This is a genomic window from Mycobacterium nebraskense, assembly GCF_002102255.1.
GTDB lineage: Bacteria > Actinomycetota > Actinomycetes > Mycobacteriales > Mycobacteriaceae > Mycobacterium > Mycobacterium nebraskense.
The window spans coordinates 113,358-130,378 of sequence record NZ_LQPH01000066.1; the positions used below are offsets into that span (position 1 = coordinate 113,358).

The window sequence follows — 17,021 nt, forward strand, 5'->3', positions numbered from 1 at the left end:
GCTACACCGTGAGCGCGAAGTTGGGGTTGACGCCATAGAGCGCCAACGCGGCGGCCAGAACGACGACCTGCACCGACACCAGCGAGAAACGCATCGATCGGCCGACGGCTTCCCCGACGCCGACGGGTCCGCCGCGGGCGTTGTATCCGTAGAAGCAGTGGGTGATCATCACGACCGCCGTGATGATGATGGCCTCGAGGAATGACCAGAACACGTCGTCGGGACGCAGGAACGTCCGGAAGTAGTGCTCGTAGGTGCCGTTGGATTGCCCGTAGAGCACGGTGGTGGTGATCTGCGGGGACAGGAACGACATGATCATGGCCAGCGCGTAGAGCGGGATGATGACGACCAGGCCGGCCATGATCCGGGTGGTCGCCAGGTATGAGATCGACTTGATGCCCATCACTTCCAGGGCGTCGATCTCTTCGCTGATGCGCATGGCGCCCAGCTCCGCGGTCGCGCCGGCGCCGACGGTGGCGGCCATGGCGATACCGGTGACGACCGGGGCGGCGATGCGCACGTTGATCAGTGCGGCGAAGAAACCGGTGAACGCCTCGACGCCGATGTTGCCCAGCGAGGCGAACCCCTGGATGGCGACCAGGGAGCTACCGGACAGGGTGACGAAGCCGACGATGGCGACCGTGCCGCCGATGACCGCCATTGCGCCGGTGCCCATCCCGATCTGGGCGATCAGCCGCAGGGTCTCCTTGCGGTAGTTGCGCAGGGCGTGCGGGATCTGCCCGACGGCCACCGCCCCGAACCAGGCCATCTGGCCGATGTCGTCGAGGCCGCGGCCCGCGGCCCCGCCGTAGCGGTTGACGTTTTCGGCTGCCCGGGGGAAGCGGGCACGGAATACGGCAGCGGTTGACATGTCAGTGGCCCGTTCCGAATCGCACGCCGATGGTCGTCAGCACCACGTTGACCGCGTACAGCGCGACGACGCAGAGCACGACGGTCTCGTTGACGGCGGTGCCGAGCCCCTTGGAGCCGCCGCGCACGGTCAGCCCGCGGAAGCAGCCGACGAGCCCGGCGATGAGGCCGAATATCGCGGCCTTGACGGTGGCGATGACCACCTCGGGCAGGCCGGTGATCGTGGTCAGGGTGGCGAGGTAGGCGCCGCCGGAGACGTTTTGCAGGTAGACACCGAACAGGTAGCCGCCGACCAGGCCGACGGTGATCACCAGGCCGTTGAGCAGAGTGGCGACCAGCGTCGCGGCGATCACGCGGGGGACCACCAGCCGGTGGATGGGGTCGATGCCGAGCACCTCCATCGCGTCGATCTCCTCGCGGATGGTGCGGGCACCGAGGTCCGCGCAGATCGCTGTCGACCCGGCGCCGGCCACCACCAGCACCGTGGTGAGCGGCCCGAGCTGGGTGACGGCACCGATCGCCGCGCCGGCGCCGGACAGGTCGGCGGCTCCGAACTGGGCCAGCAGCACGTTGAGCGTGAAGATCAGCAGGACGGTCAGCGGGATCGACACCATGATGGTCGGCAGGAAGGCCACCCTCATGATGAACCAGCACTGCAGGACGAATTCGCGCCATTGGAACGGCCAGCGGAACAGTGCTTTTCCGGTGAGGACGCACATCCGGAAGAATCCCCCGATGAGCGTCAGCGGGGTCTGCAGTTGGTCGCGCAGGTAACCGGCCAAGTAGGGACCCTGTCGACTCGTCGACGTCGAAGTCACCGCTGCCCCCTCCGGCCGATACCGCGAGCCTCTGGGCGCCGCGGCGGATCGTGTAGCACGCCTCGCCCCCTCGCCGCTATGCGGCCGGGGGTGCCCCCACCTTGCCGCGACCCAACGTGTGTGACCATCGGCTCCCTACTGGCAAGTAGTAACGGAGACCACAGGAATGTACCCGATGGCCTTGCACGTGTGAACTGCATCCGCACAATTAACCCTTCGTCAACAACGAGCAAACGTTACAGTTTCCGTCAGCTTTCCTCTCTGCCCGTAAAACCTCTTGTCGTGGAACGGTTTTCGTCGATATTTGCGACTCCGTAACGGATCCGCAGTTCAGTCTTGAGCACCTTGCCCGCGGGATTGCGAGGCAACGCGTCCACGATCTCGAGCGCCTTCGGATGCTTGTACCGCGCGAGCCGCTCGGTCAGAAATTCCTCCAACTCGTCGAGCAGCAGCTGGTCGCCGGCGACGGCCGCCACCGCTATCGGCACCTCGCCCCACTTGTCGTGGGAACGCCCGATGACCGCGACTTCGACAATGCTGGGATGGCTGGCCAGCACGTTTTCCACCTCGGCGCAGTAGATGTTCTCCCCGCCGGAGATGATCATGTCTTTCTTGCGATCCACCACCCAGACGTAGCCGTCGGCGTCCATGCGGACGAGGTCTCCGGAATGGAACCAACCGCCCGCGAACGCCTCCGCGGTCGCCTCCGGGTTGTTCCAGTAGCCGCTCATCAAAGTTGGTGCGCGATAAACGATTTCGCCAACCTCGCCGACGGGTACGTCGTTCATGTTCTCGTCGACCACGCGGGCGGCCACGGTCGGGATCACCTTGCCGACCGATCCACGTTTGCGGATCGCGTCTTCGCCCAGCAGCATGCAGGTGACCGGCGACATCTCGGTCTGGCCGAACGCGGCGAGGATCTGCGCTCCGGGAAACGTCGCCGACATCTCGCGCAGCAGCGCGTCCGGTGCCGGCGCGGCCCCCCACGAAATCACCCGCAACCTCAGGTTGCGGGGCCGTGCCTGCTGTTCGGCGCAGACCGCCTGCCACTGCGCGGGCACCAAGAAGATGCCGGTGACCTTCTCTTCGGCCAGCACGTCGAGCAGTTGTCCCGGCTCGAACGCGCCGAGCGGGTAGATCACGGTGGGGGTGCCGAGCAGCATCCCGGTCAGCATGTTGCCGATGCCGGCGATGTGAAAGAACGGGACGCCGATGAAGCCGACGTCGCTGTTGATGTCGGCGCCGTTCGTGTACAGCCCAGTCATGGTTTGGCCGGTCAGGTTGGTATGGGTCAGCACGGCGCCTTTCTGGCGGCCGGTGGTGCCCGAGGTGTACATGATCAACGCCGGGGAATCGTTCGGGATGTCGACGGGCTCATGCGCAGCGCCGGACTCGTTGATCAGGTCCTCGTAGCCGAGCACGCTGTCGTCGCCTGCGCCGCCGGCCACGATGATCGTGCCCAGCAGGGCCTCGGCATCGCGGACCCCGGTGGCCACCGGGGCGAGCACCGATTCGGTGATCATCACGCGGGCTTCGCAATCCTGGACCAGGAACGCGATTTCGGAGGCGGTGAGCCGGAAGTTCAGCGGAACGGCGATGCCGCCGAGCATGTTGACCGCCAGCACCGATTCGACGAATTCGGTGCGGTTGAGCATCAGGACCATGACCCGGTCGCTGAAGCCGACTCCCCGACGGCTCAACGCATCGGCCAGCGCCGCCACCCGGTGCCGCAGTTCCCCCCACGTCACGGTCTTCCCAAGGAACCGTAGCGCCGTCGCGCCCGGCTGCATCAGGGCATGCCGCTCGAGCTGGTTCACCCAGTTCTGCCGCCGGGCCAGATACGGCTGCTCGGTGCCCTGTGTCAGATGGCTCGCCAATTGCGCGGTCAACCCAACCCTTCCCCTTCACTCGCGCACCGCTTGCGCCACGTTGATATTTGATAAAACATGGTGTTGTCTGGGTCACATTATGGCCTTAAAGCCCTGATGACAACCCCCGACAAAAGTTTCAGATCAACCCCGCGAAGCCCCGAAAGTCCTGGCAGCCCCCGTGAACGCACCGATATCTACGCGACTGAGGCGCCGACGGCCACTGCGCCGGGCGCAGTTGTCGGACGAGGTCGCGGGTCACCTGCGGGGGGCGATCATGTCCGGGGCCTTGCGGCCGGGAACGTTCATCCGCCTCGATGAGACCGCGGCCGAGCTCGGCGTGAGCGTCACGCCGGTGCGCGAAGCCCTGCTCAAGCTGCGCGGCGAGGGCATGGTGCAGCTCGAACCGCACCGCGGTCACGTCGTGCTGCCGCTGACGCGCCAAGACATCGAGGACATCTTCTGGCTGCAGGCCACCATCGCCAGAGAGCTGGCGGCCGCGGCCACCGACCACATCACCGACGCCGAGATCAACGAGCTGGAGCGCATCAACGAGGCGCTCGCCGCAGCCATCGGATCAAGCGACGCCGAAACCATCGCGGGCATCGAGTTCGCGTTCCATCGGGTCTTCAATCAGGCGAGCGGGCGGATCAAATTGGCCTGGTTCCTGCTCAACGCCGCGCGCTACATGCCGGTACTGGTGTACGCCGCGGACCCGCAGTGGGGCGCGGCCGCCGTCGAGAATCATCGGCAGCTGATCGCGGCGCTGCGCCGGCGCGACGCCGCCGCCGTGATCGAGCACACCGTGTGGCAATTCACCGACGCGGCGGCCCGGCTGACCGAGATGCGGGACCGCACAGGGATCTTCGACTAGCGGTCGCTAGTCGCCGGCCAGCTGTTCGGCGCGCCGCTTGAGACTTTCGGCAAGGTGGTCCAGGACGTTGTTGAGCAGCTGCTTGACCATCGGCGCGGGAACCGGCATCGAGGTCTCGACGTCGAGGTCCACGGTCAGCAAGCTCGACGCACCCATCTCCACCACGCTGAACAGCTGCTCCTGCTTGGTGAACAGGTCGCCCTGCTGCAGGACGGTCTGGATCTGGTTTTCCCCGGGGTAGTACACGGCCTGGATGAACATGCTCTGCATGCCTTGGTAGTCGGTGTCGAGCCGCAGCTGGCTGGGGCGCCCGTCGTCGTAGCGGGCGAGCACCCAGAGACCCTTGATCTCCTCGTTCCACTGCGGGTAGGCCTCGAAGTCGGCGACGATGGCCATGATCAAGGCGGCGTCGGCGCTGACCTCGACGGTCTTGCTCATAACTGGCATTGGCGAAGCATAGCGGGGTTGGCGAGGCGCTCCAGCCAGTGCGGCCCGGGCCGCTGTTTCGTGCGAAAGCCCCGGTGCTGCGGGCAATCTCGGGCTTATCGGTCCACGTGGGCTGTCGACAGCAACGAGCGGATGGCGTCGGGAATGCCGACCGGCTTGCGGCTGGCGCGGTCGACGTAGACGTGCACCCAATGGCCCAGCGCCGTGATGGGCTGCGCCTGCTCTCCCCGCGCCCGGAACACGCCGAGCCGGTACGTGACGCTGCTGCGGCCGAGCCGGGTCACCGCTACGCCCACCACGAGGCCCTCGGGGAATTGCAGTTCCGAGAAGTACCGGCAGCCCGACTCGGCGACGATGCCGAGCGCGGGCGTGGTGAGCGGATCCAGCCCGGTGCTGGTGTTGATCCAGGCGTTGATGGCGGTGTCGAACAACTGGTAGTACACCGCGTTGTTCAGGTGGCCGAACATGTCGTTGTCGGCCCACCGGGTTCCCACCGGCCACAGCACCGGGAAGTCGTCGCTGGTGAGCCCGTCGGGTGCCGGCGGTACCGCCGGAGCCGGCGAGACCTGGGGTTCCGAAGCCATGGTTGTATTCCAGCATGGTTCAGATTCGGGGCGCCGTGCTGGACCGGATCGGTCTGGCCCGCCCTTACGCCGAGTCCCGGCCGATCAGCGTCGTCGATCTCGACCTGGATCCGCCGGGCAGCGGAGAGGTGATGATCCGCATCGAGGCCGCCGGCGTGTGCCACTCCGACCTGTCGGTGGTCGACGGCAACCGGGTGCGGCCGGTGCCGATGCTGCTCGGTCATGAGGCGGCCGGAATCGTCGAGCAAGTGGGCGACCGTGTGTCAGACCTTGCCATCGGTCAGCGCGTGGTGCTGGTGTTCTTGCCGCGGTGCGGTCATTGCGCGGCCTGCGCGACCGAGGGCCTGACGCCGTGCGAACCGGGCAGCGCAGCCAACGCCGCCGGAACGTTGTTGGGCGGCGACATCCGGCTCAACCACGCCGGCCACCCAGTGTTTCACCACCTCGGGGTTTCGGGCTTCGCGACGCACGCGGTGGTCAACCGCGCCAGCGTGGTTCCGGTGCCAGCCGACGTGCCGCCCGAAGTCGCCGCGCTACTGGGTTGCGCGGTACTGACCGGTGGGGGCGCCGTGCTCAACGTCGGCCATCCGCAACCGGGCCAGACGGTCGCCGTTGTCGGCCTGGGCGGTGTCGGCATGGCGGCGGTGCTCACGGCGCTCACCTATGACGACGTGCGCGTCGTCGCCGTCGACCAACTGCCCGACAAGCTGGCCGCCGCCCGGGCCCGGGGCGCGCACGAGGCGTACACACCGCAGCAGGCCGTCGACGCCCGGGTGAAGGCCGCCGTGGTCATCGAGGCCGTCGGTCATCCCGCCGCACTCGAGACGGCCATCGCCCTGACCGCGCCGGGCGGCCGCACCATCACCGTCGGCCTTCCACCGCCGGACGCGCGAATCACCGTGTCGCCGTTGGGTTTCGTGGCCGAAGGGCGGTCGCTGATCGGCAGTTACCTGGGCTCGGCGGTGCCCAGCCGCGACATCCCCCGGTTCGTCGCATTGTGGCAGGCGGGGCGGCTGCCGGTGGAATCGCTGGTGTCGTCGTCGATCCGGTTGGATGACATCAACGAGGCGATGGACAATCTGGCCGACGGCACCGCCGTGCGACAGCTCATCAGGTTCGACTAGCCGCTATCTCGGGTGCAGGGGTGCGACGGGGTCCACCCCCGCGTCCGGCACGCGGTGACTTTCGATGTAATCCCAACGGATTTCGTAGCCCAGTCCGGGTGCCGACGGTATCTCGACGAATCCGTCCGGGGTGAGCGGGTCGCACGGCGCCGTCAGATACGGCGGCGCGGTGTCGTAGCGAGCCCCCGGCCCGAGCAGGCCGCGCTCGTAGTATTCGCAGACGTCTTCGCTGGTGGCGCCGAGAACCTGCAGGTTGCCGAAGCCGCTCATGTGTAGCTCGCACCGCATGCCGACCGCCTCGCACATCCCGGTCAGCTTCATCACGCCGGTGATGCCGCCGCGCAGGACGTCGATGCGGCTGATGTCGGAGGCATGGCGCAGGATCCAATCCGCCCGGGTATAGATGCCGCCCTCGGCGATCTCGGGAGAGCAGATCGGGATGTCGAGTTCGTCGCCGAGTCGCCGGTAGGCCTCGACCCGGTACTCCGGCATCGGGTGCTCGTACCAGTAGAAACCCAGCCGCTCCAACTCGCGGCCGACCCGCAGCGCGTCCTCGTAGCTGTGGTAGGTACCCCACGGGTCGAACATCAGCACCATCTCGTCGCCCACCGCCGCTCGAACCTCGCGACATACCCGGATATCCCAGTCCACGTAGGACGGCCGCGGGAGGGCGAACTGACCTGTCGCGGGATTCCAGTAGTGGTAGGGGTGAATCTTGTAGGCGCCGTGGCCCTGACGTTTGCACTCGACGGCGTGGGCCACGTAGTCCTCGGGCGATCCGAGATTGTTGAAACTGCTGGCATACGCCTTCACCCGGTCCCGAGCGCCGCCCAGCAATTTGTGTACCGGCAGCCCGGTGACGCGGCCGGCCAAATCCCATAGCGCCAGATCGATTACGCTGCAGACGTTTTCGGGAAGCTTCGCCGCCCACAGTTGCCGCCAGATCTCCGCCCTGTCGAACGGGTCCTGGCCGACGAGCAGCGGGCCCAAGAATTGGGTGATGATCGCCCGGTCCCCAGGGAGCAATCCGTCCTGATCGCCGTGGAAGTGACCGCCGAAGTAGTAGCCCTCGACGCCCTCGTCGGTGAGCACCTTGGTCACGGTCTGCACCACGCGGTAGTCGGTCATCAGCTGGCCGAACGAGATTCGATCGACGAACGACTCGAACGGCACCACCTCGAGTCCGGTGATCTTCATGGCAGCACATTCTGCCGAGGGCCCGGGCGCTCAGAGTAGAGGCGAAGGTCCCGCGCCCCTCCCGCGCAAGGCGCTCCGCAGGGCGTGCGCCTGCAGCGCGAACAGGCGCTCGGACGTGGACCAATCGGGCAGCAGCGAATCGAATCCGTGGCAGGTGCGGGTGAACACGTGCAGCTCGGCCGACACCCCGGCGTGGAGCAGGCGCAGCGCATAGTCCACCGCTTCGTCGCGGAAGGGATCGATCTCCGCGCACGTGATCAAAGCGGGGGGCAGACCACCGAGCCGGGTTCGCCGCGCGGGCACCGCTGATTCCGATCCGGTCCTCTCGCCCAGGTAGTGCCCCCACATCAGGTCGGCTGCCTCGCTGTCGAATGCCGGGCTGGTGCGAAACTCCTTCTTGGAGTGGGTGGCTCGATCGTCCAACACGGGCTGGTGCAGCAGCTGGAAGGCGACCGGCGGCAGTGACCCGTCGGCCGCGCCGTGCGCCAGGCACGCGGCCAGGGTGGCGCCGGCGCTGCTGCCGGCGACGGCGAGCCTGGCCGGGTCGACGCCGAGTTCGCGGGCATTGTCCACCACCCACCGCAGCACGGTGCTCGCGTCGTCGAGCGCGGCCGGGTAGGGGTGCTCCGGCGCCAGCCGGTAGTCGACCGACACCACCGTGCAGTGGCCGCGGCGCGCGAGCTCCACGCACTGGCGGTGGTCGGTGTCGAGATTTCCCAGCGCGAACCCGCCGGCATGGCAGTAGAGGACCACGGGCGCCGGTGTGGGCCCGCCACGATAAATCCGCACCGGCACTGGCGATTCCGCTGGCGCGCTGCCTTCGGCGATCTGGACACTCCGCGCGTCGGTTTGTTCGGCCGCGGCGCGGCGGCGCTCGTTGAACGGATCGCGGGTGAGTTGGATTGAGCCGAAGGAAAAGTCGGTCCGGGTGGTCGCGATAGCCCGCAGTTCGGGGGCGAGCCGTTCGGCGCCGTCCAGTTGCGTCATCGAACTCCCCTGTCCGACGTTGTCAATGCGCCGGGCACGGAGTCGGCAGTGGGCTCGAAGCGGAAGTCGCCCGGTTTGAACCGACGCGTCATTCCCCAGAAGCTACGCGCGCTGCGCGGCCACTGCGTCACCACACGACCGTTGGCGGCGCGGAAGTAATTGCTGCACTGCGTGGTCCAGACGGTACCGATCATCCAGCGGTCGATCTTGGCGACGAAGTCGGCCAGCGCGCCGGGCCGCACCGCGATGTAGGTCTTGCCCTTGCGCCGCATGTGCTTGAGCGCCCGCACGATGTAGCGCGCTTGGGCCTCGAGCATGAAGATGACGCTGTTGGAGCCGACATTGGTGTTCGGGCCGTACAGCATGAAGAAGTTCGGAAAGCCCGGCACGGCCATGCCGAGATAGGCGTGCGCCCCGTCCCGCCAGGCCTCCCGCAGGGTGGTTCCGCGCTCCCCGGAAACGTCCAGCTCGCCCAGGTAGTCGGCCGCGGCGTAGCCGGTCGCGCACACCACCAGGTCGACCTCACGCTCGGTGCCGTCCTCGGTGACCAGGGATCGGGCGCGCAGGCATCGCGCCGGGCTGGTCAATACCTCCACATTGGGCTGGGTCAGCGCGGGCAGGTAGTCCGAGGAGAACACCAGCCGCTTGCAGCCCATCGGATGGGTCGGGGTGAGTTTGCGGCGCAAATCCTCGTCGGCGACGGTCTTTTCGAGCAGGCCGAGAGCGACCGCCGTGAAGTCGTGGGTCTTTTCGCTGCCGTGTTCGATCACCGAGATGTTGGATTCGCTGCGCAACCAGAGCCGCGTTCGGTACAGCTTCTTGGCCCACGGCACGTGAGCGAAAGCCCAGCGCTCGCGTCGCGTGTAATGCCGGTCCGGCTTGGGCAGAATCCAGGTCGGCGATCGTTGCACCGAGTAGACCTTGCCGGCCACCTTGGCCAATTCGGGCAACAGCTGCGACGCGGTGGATCCCGTGCCGAGCACCGCAATCCGCTTGCCGGCGAGCGGGATCGAGTGGTCCCACCGCGCGGAGTGCATCACCGTCCCGGTGAAGGGTTCCTCTTGCACGAGGTCCGGCAGGAGCGGGCGGGTGAACAGGCCCACGGCGGAGACCACCACGTCGAAGTGATGCCGTTCACCCTCCGCCGTGGTCAGGCACCACCGCTGTGCGTCTTCCTCCCACCGTGCGGCACGAATTTCGGTGCGCAGCCGCAGGTGTGGGCGCAGGCCGTACTTGTCGGCGCACCGCTGGAAGTACGCCAGAATCTCGGGCTGCGCCGACCACAGCCGCGACCAGTCCGGGTTCAGGTCGAACGAGTACGAGTAAAGGTGCGATTTGACGTCACAGGCCAGCCCAGGATAGGTGTTGATCCGCCAGGTGCCGCCGACGTCGTCTTCCCGGTCGAAGATGGTGAAGTCCCGAAAACCGGCCCGCGCGAGCAGGATCCCCAGGGCCAGGCCGCCGGGCCCGGCGCCGATGATGCCGATCGCGGGTCCGCTCATCGGATCTGCACGCATTGGCCACCGTCGACGACCAGTTCCGAACCGGTGATGAACGATGCCTCCTCGGAGACCAGGAACGCGACGGCGTCGGCGACCTCGCGCGGTTGGCCGATCCGCCCGAAGGCCGACGACGCGGCGAGCCGCAGTTGGGTGGCGTCATCGAGCATCGGGGTCGCGATCGGCCCGGGGAACACCGCGTTGACCCGGATGCCGAAGGGGGCCAGTTCGGCGGCGGCGTTCTGGGTCAGGCCGCGAAGCGCCCATTTCGCCGAACCGTATGCGGCGTGGTGCGGGAAGGGGCGGATGGCCCCGGTGCTGCAGATGTTGACGATGGCGGCCTGGTTCGCCGCACGCAGGTGTTCCAGCGTTGTCCGAATGCCCAGAAACGCGCCGAGGCAATTGACCCGCCAGGAGTTTTCAAAACCGTCGGCGGTTTCGTCGGCCAACGAGGCCCGGTGCAGCACGCCGGCATTGTTGACCAGCGTGGTCAGCGCCCCGAAGCGATGGACCGCGGCGTGCACGGCCGACTCCCACAGTGATTCCGAGGTGACGTCGAGTTCGATCGCGATCACCTCGTCGTCGCCCAATTCATCAACCGCGGCGGTCAGTTCGTGGACGCGCCGATCACATGCTGCCACCGAATAGCCTTTTGTGCGTAGCCTTTTGGCGATGGCCCAACCCTGGCCGCCGGCTGCGCCGGTCACCAGTGCGACGCGTTGATTCATGATGACGTGACCTCGGGGGTGTCGGACAAGCCGCGGCTGGTCACGAACTGGCACCGCCGCCGTCGTAAACGCCACTGCCCTTCGGTGCGGACCAGTTCGTCGTCGTATAGGGCGGGGCGTAGGTGCAGGTCACCCGCCCGGACGAACAGCACCTGCGACCGCGCCGTTGCGGTGTCGTCGCGGACGTCGATGCGCGAGACACCGGTCAAGTGCAGCCCGCGCGGGGCATCCCGGAACATCTTTCCGATGGCGTCGTGTCCGGCGAATGACCGCCCGTAGACTACGAATTCGGCGTCCCGCGCGAACAAACCCAAACACTCGTCGACGTCACCCGCGTCGAGCGCGAGGGCGTAACCGACGAGCAACTCGCGGATCGCGGCCCGGTCATCCGTCATGGTTCGGTCGCCTCGCGCAGGTGCTCCGCGGCTCCCCGACGCAGCGCATGCGATTCGGCCGTCAGGGTGATCATCGAAAACCCCAGCTTGGCCATGGCGCGACCCGTCTTGCCGTCCCCGGCGTGGATGCCGGTCAACAGCCCGGCCCCGGTGGCCGCTCGGTGAATTCGCACGATGGCATCCAGGACGGCCGGATCCTTGGTCGCGCCAACCGCGTCCACGCCCAGCGACAGGGCCAGATCCGCGGGCCCGACGTAGAGCCCGGCGAGCCCGTCGACAGCGCATATCTCGTCGAGGCCGGACAGCGCCGCCGCCGTCTCGATCATCGCGAACACGCTGACCCGAGATTCCAGCGCGGCGGTGTCACGGCCCAGGCTGGCGCGCAACGGGCCGAAGCTGCGGATGCCCGCGGGCTGGTAGCGGGTGGCGGCCACCGCCGCGGCGGCCTGGTCCGCCGACTCGATCATGGCGATGACGACGGCGTCGGCGCCGGCGTCCAGCACGCGGCCGATCGGTGCCGCGTCGGCGTTGGGCAGCCGCACGACGGTGCCGATGGGCAGGTGCTCGATCCGGCGCAGCATGCTGGCGATGTCGGCGTCGTCGAGGTAGCCGTGCTGGGCGTCGAAACCCACGTAGTCGTAACCGGCCCCGGCGAATTCCTCCGGCCCCAGCAGTGTCGGCCCGGTGACCCAGCCACCCCAAATCGGGGTGGCCCGGCTCAGCGCCCGCTGCAAAGCGCTCTGGGGATGGTCGGCCACGCTCACTCCGCGATCGCAATCTTGACGCGCTCGGGGACCGGGAGGCTCGCCAACTCGAACGCCCCCTGCACGTCGTCGATGCCGAACGTGTGCGTCAGGTAGGCGGCGAGCAGCTCGGGATGTTCGGCGGCGAACTTGCCCGCGAGCTCCAGCATCCGCCGCCGGTCCAGCGTCACACCGGATTTCAGCGTCAGGTTGTTGCGCAGCATGCTGCGCATGCTGATCGGATAGGCCTCGTCGTCGGCGACGCCGAAATAAAACACGGTGCCCCCGGGCGCGGTGGCGTCGATGGCGTGGCCCAACGTGGCCACCTGGTGACCGACGGCCTCGATGACGACGTCGGCGCGGTCGTCGGCCGCAAGGTGGCTCACCCAACGGTCGCTGGTGGCGCGTACTGGGTCGTCGACACCGAATGCGGTTGCGAGACTTGACCGGTCGACGGGGTCGACTCCGGTGACGCGCCGGGCACCGGACGCCCTCGCGACGTAGGAGAACAGCAGGCCGATGGAGCCCTGGCCGATGATTGCCACGTGCCTGCCGACCAGATCCGGCAGTTGCTCGCAGGCGTAGAGGACACACGCCAGTGGTTGCAGGCCGACCGCCTGGGCCGGGGTCAGCGCCGGGTCGTACGGCGCGAGGCCGTCGCCATTGCTGACCACGCGTTCCATCATGCCGTCGAACCCGGAGGCCCAGCCGACCACGCGGTCGCCGGGACGGTGATCGGGATGCCGGCTGGCGATCACCTCGCCGGCGACTTCATGGATGGGAAAGCCGTCCTTTTCGGCCGCGCTGGTTCCGTCGTCGCCCGGAAGGCGGCCGCGGGCACCACGAAAGGCCGGCAGATCACTGCCGCAGACACCGGCTGCCGTGAACCGCAACAGCACCTGGCCGTCGGCGAGGAACTCGGGTGTCTTGTCTGCGATCGTTGTCCGCTCGAACAGGTAGGGGGCGACGATCCGATAGGACCACACGTCAGACCTCCACCGGGATGTTGTTCCATCCCCATTGGAAGCTGGAGGGCAGGCGCCTGGCGGCCTCGGCCTGGATCGCATACTCGGGCACCCTGCGCAGCCACTCTTGCAGCAGCACAGCGACTTCCAGCCTGGCCAGGTGGTAGCCGATGCAAAAGTGTTGCCCGCGGCCGAAGGCCAGCGAGCGGCGGATGGGCCTGTCCCAGATGAATTCGTCGGGTTCGGGGTATTCCCGCTCGTCGCGGTTGGCCGAGGCGAGCAGGGTGATGACGCGCTGGCCGGGCCGGATGGTCTCGCCGTGAATGGTGAAGGGCTTGCGCGCCGTTCGGGCGAACCACTGCGCCGGCGCGCAGAACCGGATCATCTCCTCGCGTGCGATGGGGACGTTGTTCTCGGGGTCGGCACGCACCGCGGCCATCTGGTCGGGCCGCTGGCCGAGCTCCCAGAGCCCGTGGGCGACGATCTTGGGCACCGTCTCGGTGCCCCCGATGAAGATGCAGAGCATCTGGGTCGCGACTTCGACGTCGTCGAGCGGGCTGCCGTCGGGCAGGCGGTAACCGAGTAGACCGTCCACGACGGCGAGGGGTCCGCCGGACTGATCGGCGCGGCGGCGCCGAACCGATGGCAGCAGGTATTCGAAATAGTTGGGCCGCGCTTCGGCGGTGTCCACCCCGACACCGGGCTCGGCGAGGCTGCCGGCGTTGACCGCGGCCAGCACCTGGGGTGCGAGATCGGTTGAAATGCCCAGCAACTCGCATACGACGGACGCCACGACGATGCCGCCGTAGTCCTGGGTGAGGTCGAACGAGCCCCGGGGCAGCAGCTCATCGAGACGCTCGTTGGCCAGCTCGCGGATTCTGGCCTCCCACCCGGTGACCGCCCTGGGGCGCAGCGGCTGGGAGTGCGCGCGCCGGATCTCCGCGTACAGATCCGTGTCGAACACCGCGTGGAATGGCAGCGGATGCAGCGGGGGGTCGTCGACCGGACCGGTGTTGTGTTTGGCCAGGACCGACGCCGGGGGCAGGGTCCCCTCCGACGCGACGAACGTCCCATCGTTGACTTCCAGCACCTGCCAGATGTCCTCGAAGCGGGACAGGGCGAAGGTGTCCCATTGCGGCATGTAGTACACGGGATGGTGGTCCCGCAGGACTCGGTAGTACGGAAGCGGATTCGCCATCACCTCCGCATCGAAGGGATCGTAGGCGAACTTCACAGGTTCTCGCCGCCCCATCACTGCAGCGGCGACGGCGGTAGGGCCTGCAGGATCGAGTCTTCCCAGCCGTCGCGCAGGGCGGGAGCCACACTCATCCAGGTGACGATCTCGGCGGGTGGGCTTTCTTTCCACGAGGGGTAGTGGTTGGCGAAGCATTCCCAGCCGCCGTCCAGCGCCCAGTAGTGAATGACCTCGTTGTAGCGGAAGGTCGTGGTGAACGAACCCAACCAGCGTTTGCCGGTACGTTCCGACCAGGGGACGTAGAGGCGCTCCAGTTCGCGGATGTAGTCGTCTTGGCGCCCCGGCTTGGTCTGCATGATTTCCTGAATCACCAGCGGCGCAGTGATGTTGGCCTCGCGCAGCTGGGCGAGAGTCTTGTTGCTCGGACCGGGATACATGATTCGGCCCTCCCCCGCGGCGCCGATGTCGGCCAGGAAGGCCGACCATTTGCCGGCCGCGGCCTCGTGACTGCCGCCGCGGGTCTGGGCGGCCCCGATCCGCGCGTAGTCGGCGAACCCGTCGATCTCCCAGATGATCGTCACCTGCGGCCAGTGACCGTTGTACGGGGTGGATTCCCAGATCGCGAAAAGCCGGGCCCCCAGCTCGTCCATCATCGGGTGGTAGGTGTCGGAGAACACCTCGGTGAAGTGGTCGCTCCTTCCGGAGCCGAGCGAGATGGTCTCGTGGAGGTAGAGCAGCGTGTGGCGGTAGTACTTCTTCATCAGTCGAGCCGGACCAGCCCCGAGTCGCCGCGTCCACAGGTCGCTAAATCGCAGAGCAATGTCTCGGTGGAATAGACCGCGGGGCAATCAATCCCGGCCGCCGCCAACGCGTGGCCCTTGAACCTTCGCGCGGCCGCGCTGAGCGCGTACTGCGCCCTGGCCATCCTGCGATCCACCCGTAAGGGCCATCCGGAAGGCGCTTGACCCCACAACGCGACTTCGGTCAACCGGTCGTCCAGCGAAGCGAGCACCTTGTCGCGCACGCGCGCATCCGCGGTGAACGCTTCGGCGCTCACCGCCAGGCTCTGGCTCGTCGAGCCGTGGCCGATCGCGGCGAACTGCTCGTCGAGGTCCAGCGTCTGCACGCCGAGGATCCGCAGGGAGCGGGCGTCGCTGCCATTGGGCAGCAGCACCGTCACCTGCCAGCCGGCCATCGCCCGGTCGTAGAGCCAACCTCCGGCAGACTGGACGACGTCCAGGGCGCTCACCGCGATGACGTCGAGTCGATATCGCAGACATTCCCGGTCTGCACGGCTCGCCCGGGCGGCTTTGACCCGGTTGCCTTCCCTGATGTCGAACGTTGACGTGACCATTCAATCCGTTCCTCACCGCCGCACCGAAACCGTGCATGGGCGTTTACCGCAACGCTTGTCCTGGGCTGGGGGCCGCCTCACGCGACTCACCGGACAGCGTGACACTTGGGAACAAATTTGTAAAGGTGCGACCGGTGGTCACGAGCCGCGGCGCGCCTTCAGTTCGGCGAGCACTTCGTCGGTGTGCTGACCGAGTTCCGGTGCCGCAGAACGCGGTGCCCATGGCGTGCCGTGGAAATCGGCCGGTGTGGCCACCATCGGAACGCTGGATTCCCCGTCCGGCACGTCGACGATGCCGCCCGCGGCGTGGAACTGCTCGTCGGCGACAACGTCTTCGAGGCTGTTGACCGGCGACCAGAAGAAATCGGGCTCGGCCGCGAAGGCCTGCGCCCATTCGTCGAGGGTGCGGGTGGCAAAGATCGCATCCAGCTCGGCGATCAGCGTCGGCGCGTTGACGAAGCGGGCGTAAGCGTCGCCGAACCGGGGGTCGTCCAGCCACTCCGGATGGCCGACGGCGCGACACAGCGGGGGCCAGTGCCGATCGCCTTCCAGCCCGACGATCCAGAATCGCCGCCCATCGGCGGTGGCGTAGTTGTTCATACAGGGATTACCCATCGATTCGCGTTGCCCGATCGCGATCGGCTGGCCGGTGAGCAGGTAGGTGTTGAGGTCGAAGCTCACGGTGTAGGCGCCCTGGCGGTACAGCGAGGTGGTCACCAGCTGGCCGGTCCCGGTGCGTGCGCGGGCGACCAGCGCCGCGCAGATGGCGGCCGCCAGCGTCATGCCGGCCGAATGATCGCCCATGCCGCCGCGCTGGAACGGCGGGGTGTCGCCGGGGCGGGTGAGCAGATGCGCCACCCCAGCGCGCGACCAGAACGCGGCGACGTCGTAGGCGGCCCGGTCGGCGTCGGGTCCGGTTTCCCCGTATCCGGTGATCAGCCCGTAGACCAGCCGGGGGTTGCGGACGGCCACCGATTCGAAGTCGAGCCCCAGGCGCTGTAACGCGCCGGGTCGCACATTGGTCACGAAAACGTCCGCCTCGGCGAGCAATTCGAACGCGGTGTCGCGGCCCGCCTCCTCCGCGAGATCCAACACGACGCTGCGCTTGGAACGGTTGTCCATTTCGAACGGCGGGTTGACCCCGAGGTCGCAGCCCAGCATCCTGCCGAACAAGCGCCCCGGGTCACCGCTCGGCGGTTCGATCTTGACGACGTCGGCGCCCCAGTCGGCCAGGATGCCGCCGGTGGCCGGTCCGGCCACCCACACCCCGAGCTCGACGACCTTGACGCCCTCCATTGGTCCCGCCATGGGCGTGTTCCCACTCTCTGCCGTTCGAACGTCACGCCAGCGTGACGCTGCATTGCGAGTGCCAC

18 protein-coding genes are annotated in these 17,021 nt (G+C 67.6%); 2 read left to right on the forward strand and 16 right to left on the reverse strand.

Going from position 1 to position 17,021, the window contains the following annotated elements:
* Position 1 precedes the first annotated feature (1 nt).
* From AWC17_RS06880 to fadD5, 3 genes are all read right to left on the reverse strand, one after another.
* Complete coding sequence (locus AWC17_RS06880) at positions 2–871, reverse strand: MlaE family ABC transporter permease (RefSeq protein ID WP_046185408.1); 870 nt, start codon at positions 869–871, stop codon at positions 2–4.
* 1 nt (position 872) lies between these two features.
* Entirely contained in the window at positions 873–1,589 is a 717-nt protein-coding gene (locus AWC17_RS06885) for an MlaE family ABC transporter permease (RefSeq protein ID WP_372517411.1), read from the reverse strand.
* 347 nt (positions 1,590–1,936) lie between these two features.
* Positions 1,937–3,577 carry a fatty-acid--CoA ligase FadD5 gene (gene fadD5, locus AWC17_RS06890; protein WP_046185406.1) on the reverse strand — a complete coding sequence of 547 codons (1,641 nt, stop codon included), beginning with the start codon at positions 3,575–3,577 and terminating at the stop codon, positions 1,937–1,939.
* A gap of 160 nt (positions 3,578–3,737) precedes the next feature.
* Between fadD5 and AWC17_RS06895 the strand changes: the two genes are divergently transcribed.
* Positions 3,738–4,430 (forward strand): GntR family transcriptional regulator, encoded by a 693-nt coding sequence (locus AWC17_RS06895; protein WP_082123109.1) that lies wholly within the window; start codon positions 3,738–3,740, stop codon positions 4,428–4,430.
* Positions 4,431–4,436: 6 nt separating this feature from the next.
* Here the strand turns inward: AWC17_RS06895 and AWC17_RS06900 are convergent, their stop codons facing one another.
* Both AWC17_RS06900 and AWC17_RS06905 read right to left on the reverse strand, forming a co-directional pair.
* Positions 4,437–4,877: an SRPBCC family protein gene (locus tag AWC17_RS06900; protein ID WP_046185405.1), complete on the reverse strand. Its 441-nt coding sequence runs from the start codon at positions 4,875–4,877 to the stop codon at positions 4,437–4,439.
* Positions 4,878–4,972: 95 nt separating this feature from the next.
* Complete coding sequence (locus tag AWC17_RS06905; protein WP_046185404.1) at positions 4,973–5,461, reverse strand: acyl-CoA thioesterase; 489 nt, start codon at positions 5,459–5,461, stop codon at positions 4,973–4,975.
* A gap of 14 nt (positions 5,462–5,475) precedes the next feature.
* On the opposite strand from AWC17_RS06905, the gene AWC17_RS06910 reads away from it, so the two are divergent.
* Positions 5,476–6,585, forward strand: a complete 1,110-nt coding sequence (locus tag AWC17_RS06910; protein ID WP_085164477.1) for an alcohol dehydrogenase catalytic domain-containing protein — start codon at positions 5,476–5,478, stop codon at positions 6,583–6,585.
* Positions 6,586–6,588: 3 nt separating this feature from the next.
* Here the strand turns inward: AWC17_RS06910 and AWC17_RS06915 are convergent, their stop codons facing one another.
* The 11 genes from AWC17_RS06915 to AWC17_RS06965 all read right to left on the reverse strand — a co-directional run bounded on the left by AWC17_RS06915 (position 6,589) and on the right by AWC17_RS06965 (position 16,956).
* Positions 6,589–7,782, reverse strand: coding sequence for an enolase C-terminal domain-like protein (locus tag AWC17_RS06915; protein WP_046187222.1), 1,194 nt, complete (start codon positions 7,780–7,782; stop codon positions 6,589–6,591).
* Positions 7,783–7,812: 30 nt separating this feature from the next.
* Positions 7,813–8,769: an alpha/beta hydrolase gene (locus tag AWC17_RS06920; RefSeq protein WP_047322381.1), complete on the reverse strand. Its 957-nt coding sequence runs from the start codon at positions 8,767–8,769 to the stop codon at positions 7,813–7,815.
* Positions 8,766–10,286, reverse strand: a complete 1,521-nt coding sequence (locus tag AWC17_RS06925; protein WP_372517409.1) for a flavin-containing monooxygenase — start codon at positions 10,284–10,286, stop codon at positions 8,766–8,768. The genes AWC17_RS06920 and AWC17_RS06925 overlap by 4 nt, the downstream gene beginning before the upstream one ends.
* Entirely contained in the window at positions 10,268–10,996 is a 729-nt protein-coding gene (locus AWC17_RS06930) for an SDR family NAD(P)-dependent oxidoreductase (protein WP_046186869.1), read from the reverse strand. The genes AWC17_RS06925 and AWC17_RS06930 overlap by 19 nt, the downstream gene beginning before the upstream one ends.
* Positions 10,993–11,391, reverse strand: a complete 399-nt coding sequence (locus AWC17_RS06935; protein ID WP_046186870.1) for a nuclear transport factor 2 family protein — start codon at positions 11,389–11,391, stop codon at positions 10,993–10,995. The genes AWC17_RS06930 and AWC17_RS06935 overlap by 4 nt, the downstream gene beginning before the upstream one ends.
* The gene (locus tag AWC17_RS06940) at positions 11,388–12,149 is read right to left on the reverse strand and encodes an HpcH/HpaI aldolase family protein (RefSeq protein WP_047322424.1); all 762 of its coding nucleotides are present in this window, start codon (positions 12,147–12,149) and stop codon (positions 11,388–11,390) included. The genes AWC17_RS06935 and AWC17_RS06940 overlap by 4 nt, the downstream gene beginning before the upstream one ends.
* A gap of 2 nt (positions 12,150–12,151) precedes the next feature.
* On the reverse strand, positions 12,152–13,120 hold the full coding sequence (locus AWC17_RS06945) for a zinc-binding dehydrogenase (RefSeq protein WP_046183949.1): 969 nt from the start codon (positions 13,118–13,120) through the stop codon (positions 12,152–12,154).
* Position 13,121: 1 nt separating this feature from the next.
* Complete coding sequence (locus tag AWC17_RS06950; RefSeq protein ID WP_046183948.1) at positions 13,122–14,333, reverse strand: cytochrome P450; 1,212 nt, start codon at positions 14,331–14,333, stop codon at positions 13,122–13,124.
* Between the two features lie 17 nt (positions 14,334–14,350).
* Positions 14,351–15,055, reverse strand: a complete 705-nt coding sequence (locus AWC17_RS06955) for a hypothetical protein (protein WP_046183947.1) — start codon at positions 15,053–15,055, stop codon at positions 14,351–14,353.
* Positions 15,055–15,648 carry a hypothetical protein gene (locus tag AWC17_RS06960; RefSeq protein WP_046183946.1) on the reverse strand — a complete coding sequence of 198 codons (594 nt, stop codon included), beginning with the start codon at positions 15,646–15,648 and terminating at the stop codon, positions 15,055–15,057. Before AWC17_RS06960 ends, AWC17_RS06955 begins: the two co-directional genes overlap by 1 nt.
* 138 nt (positions 15,649–15,786) lie before the next feature.
* Positions 15,787–16,956, reverse strand: a complete 1,170-nt coding sequence (locus AWC17_RS06965; protein ID WP_046183945.1) for a CaiB/BaiF CoA transferase family protein — start codon at positions 16,954–16,956, stop codon at positions 15,787–15,789.
* Positions 16,957–17,021 lie beyond the last annotated feature (65 nt).

What these genes read in the sequence shown, in the direction of transcription:
- AWC17_RS06880 (WP_046185408.1), bottom strand. Translation starts at nt 871, where the DNA reads ATGTCAACCGCTGCCGTATTCCGTGCCCGCTTCCCCCGGGCAGCCGAA.
- AWC17_RS06885 (WP_372517411.1), bottom strand. Translation starts at nt 1,589, where the DNA reads ATGTGCGTCCTCACCGGAAAAGCACTGTTCCGCTGGCCGTTCCAATGG.
- AWC17_RS06900 (WP_046185405.1), bottom strand. Translation starts at nt 4,877, where the DNA reads ATGCCAGTTATGAGCAAGACCGTCGAGGTCAGCGCCGACGCCGCCTTG.
- AWC17_RS06905 (WP_046185404.1), bottom strand. Translation starts at nt 5,461, where the DNA reads ATGGCTTCGGAACCCCAGGTCTCGCCGGCTCCGGCGGTACCGCCGGCA.
- AWC17_RS06910 (WP_085164477.1), top strand. Translation starts at nt 5,476, where the DNA reads ATGGTTCAGATTCGGGGCGCCGTGCTGGACCGGATCGGTCTGGCCCGC.
- AWC17_RS06915 (WP_046187222.1), bottom strand. Translation starts at nt 7,782, where the DNA reads ATGAAGATCACCGGACTCGAGGTGGTGCCGTTCGAGTCGTTCGTCGAT.
- AWC17_RS06920 (WP_047322381.1), bottom strand. Translation starts at nt 8,769, where the DNA reads ATGACGCAACTGGACGGCGCCGAACGGCTCGCCCCCGAACTGCGGGCT.
- AWC17_RS06925 (WP_372517409.1), bottom strand. Translation starts at nt 10,286, where the DNA reads ATGCGTGCAGATCCGATGAGCGGACCCGCGATCGGCATCATCGGCGCC.
- AWC17_RS06930 (WP_046186869.1), bottom strand. Translation starts at nt 10,996, where the DNA reads ATGAATCAACGCGTCGCACTGGTGACCGGCGCAGCCGGCGGCCAGGGT.
- AWC17_RS06935 (WP_046186870.1), bottom strand. Translation starts at nt 11,391, where the DNA reads ATGACGGATGACCGGGCCGCGATCCGCGAGTTGCTCGTCGGTTACGCC.
- AWC17_RS06955 (WP_046183947.1), bottom strand. Translation starts at nt 15,055, where the DNA reads ATGAAGAAGTACTACCGCCACACGCTGCTCTACCTCCACGAGACCATC.
- AWC17_RS06960 (WP_046183946.1), bottom strand. Translation starts at nt 15,648, where the DNA reads ATGGTCACGTCAACGTTCGACATCAGGGAAGGCAACCGGGTCAAAGCC.
- AWC17_RS06965 (WP_046183945.1), bottom strand. Translation starts at nt 16,956, where the DNA reads ATGGCGGGACCAATGGAGGGCGTCAAGGTCGTCGAGCTCGGGGTGTGG.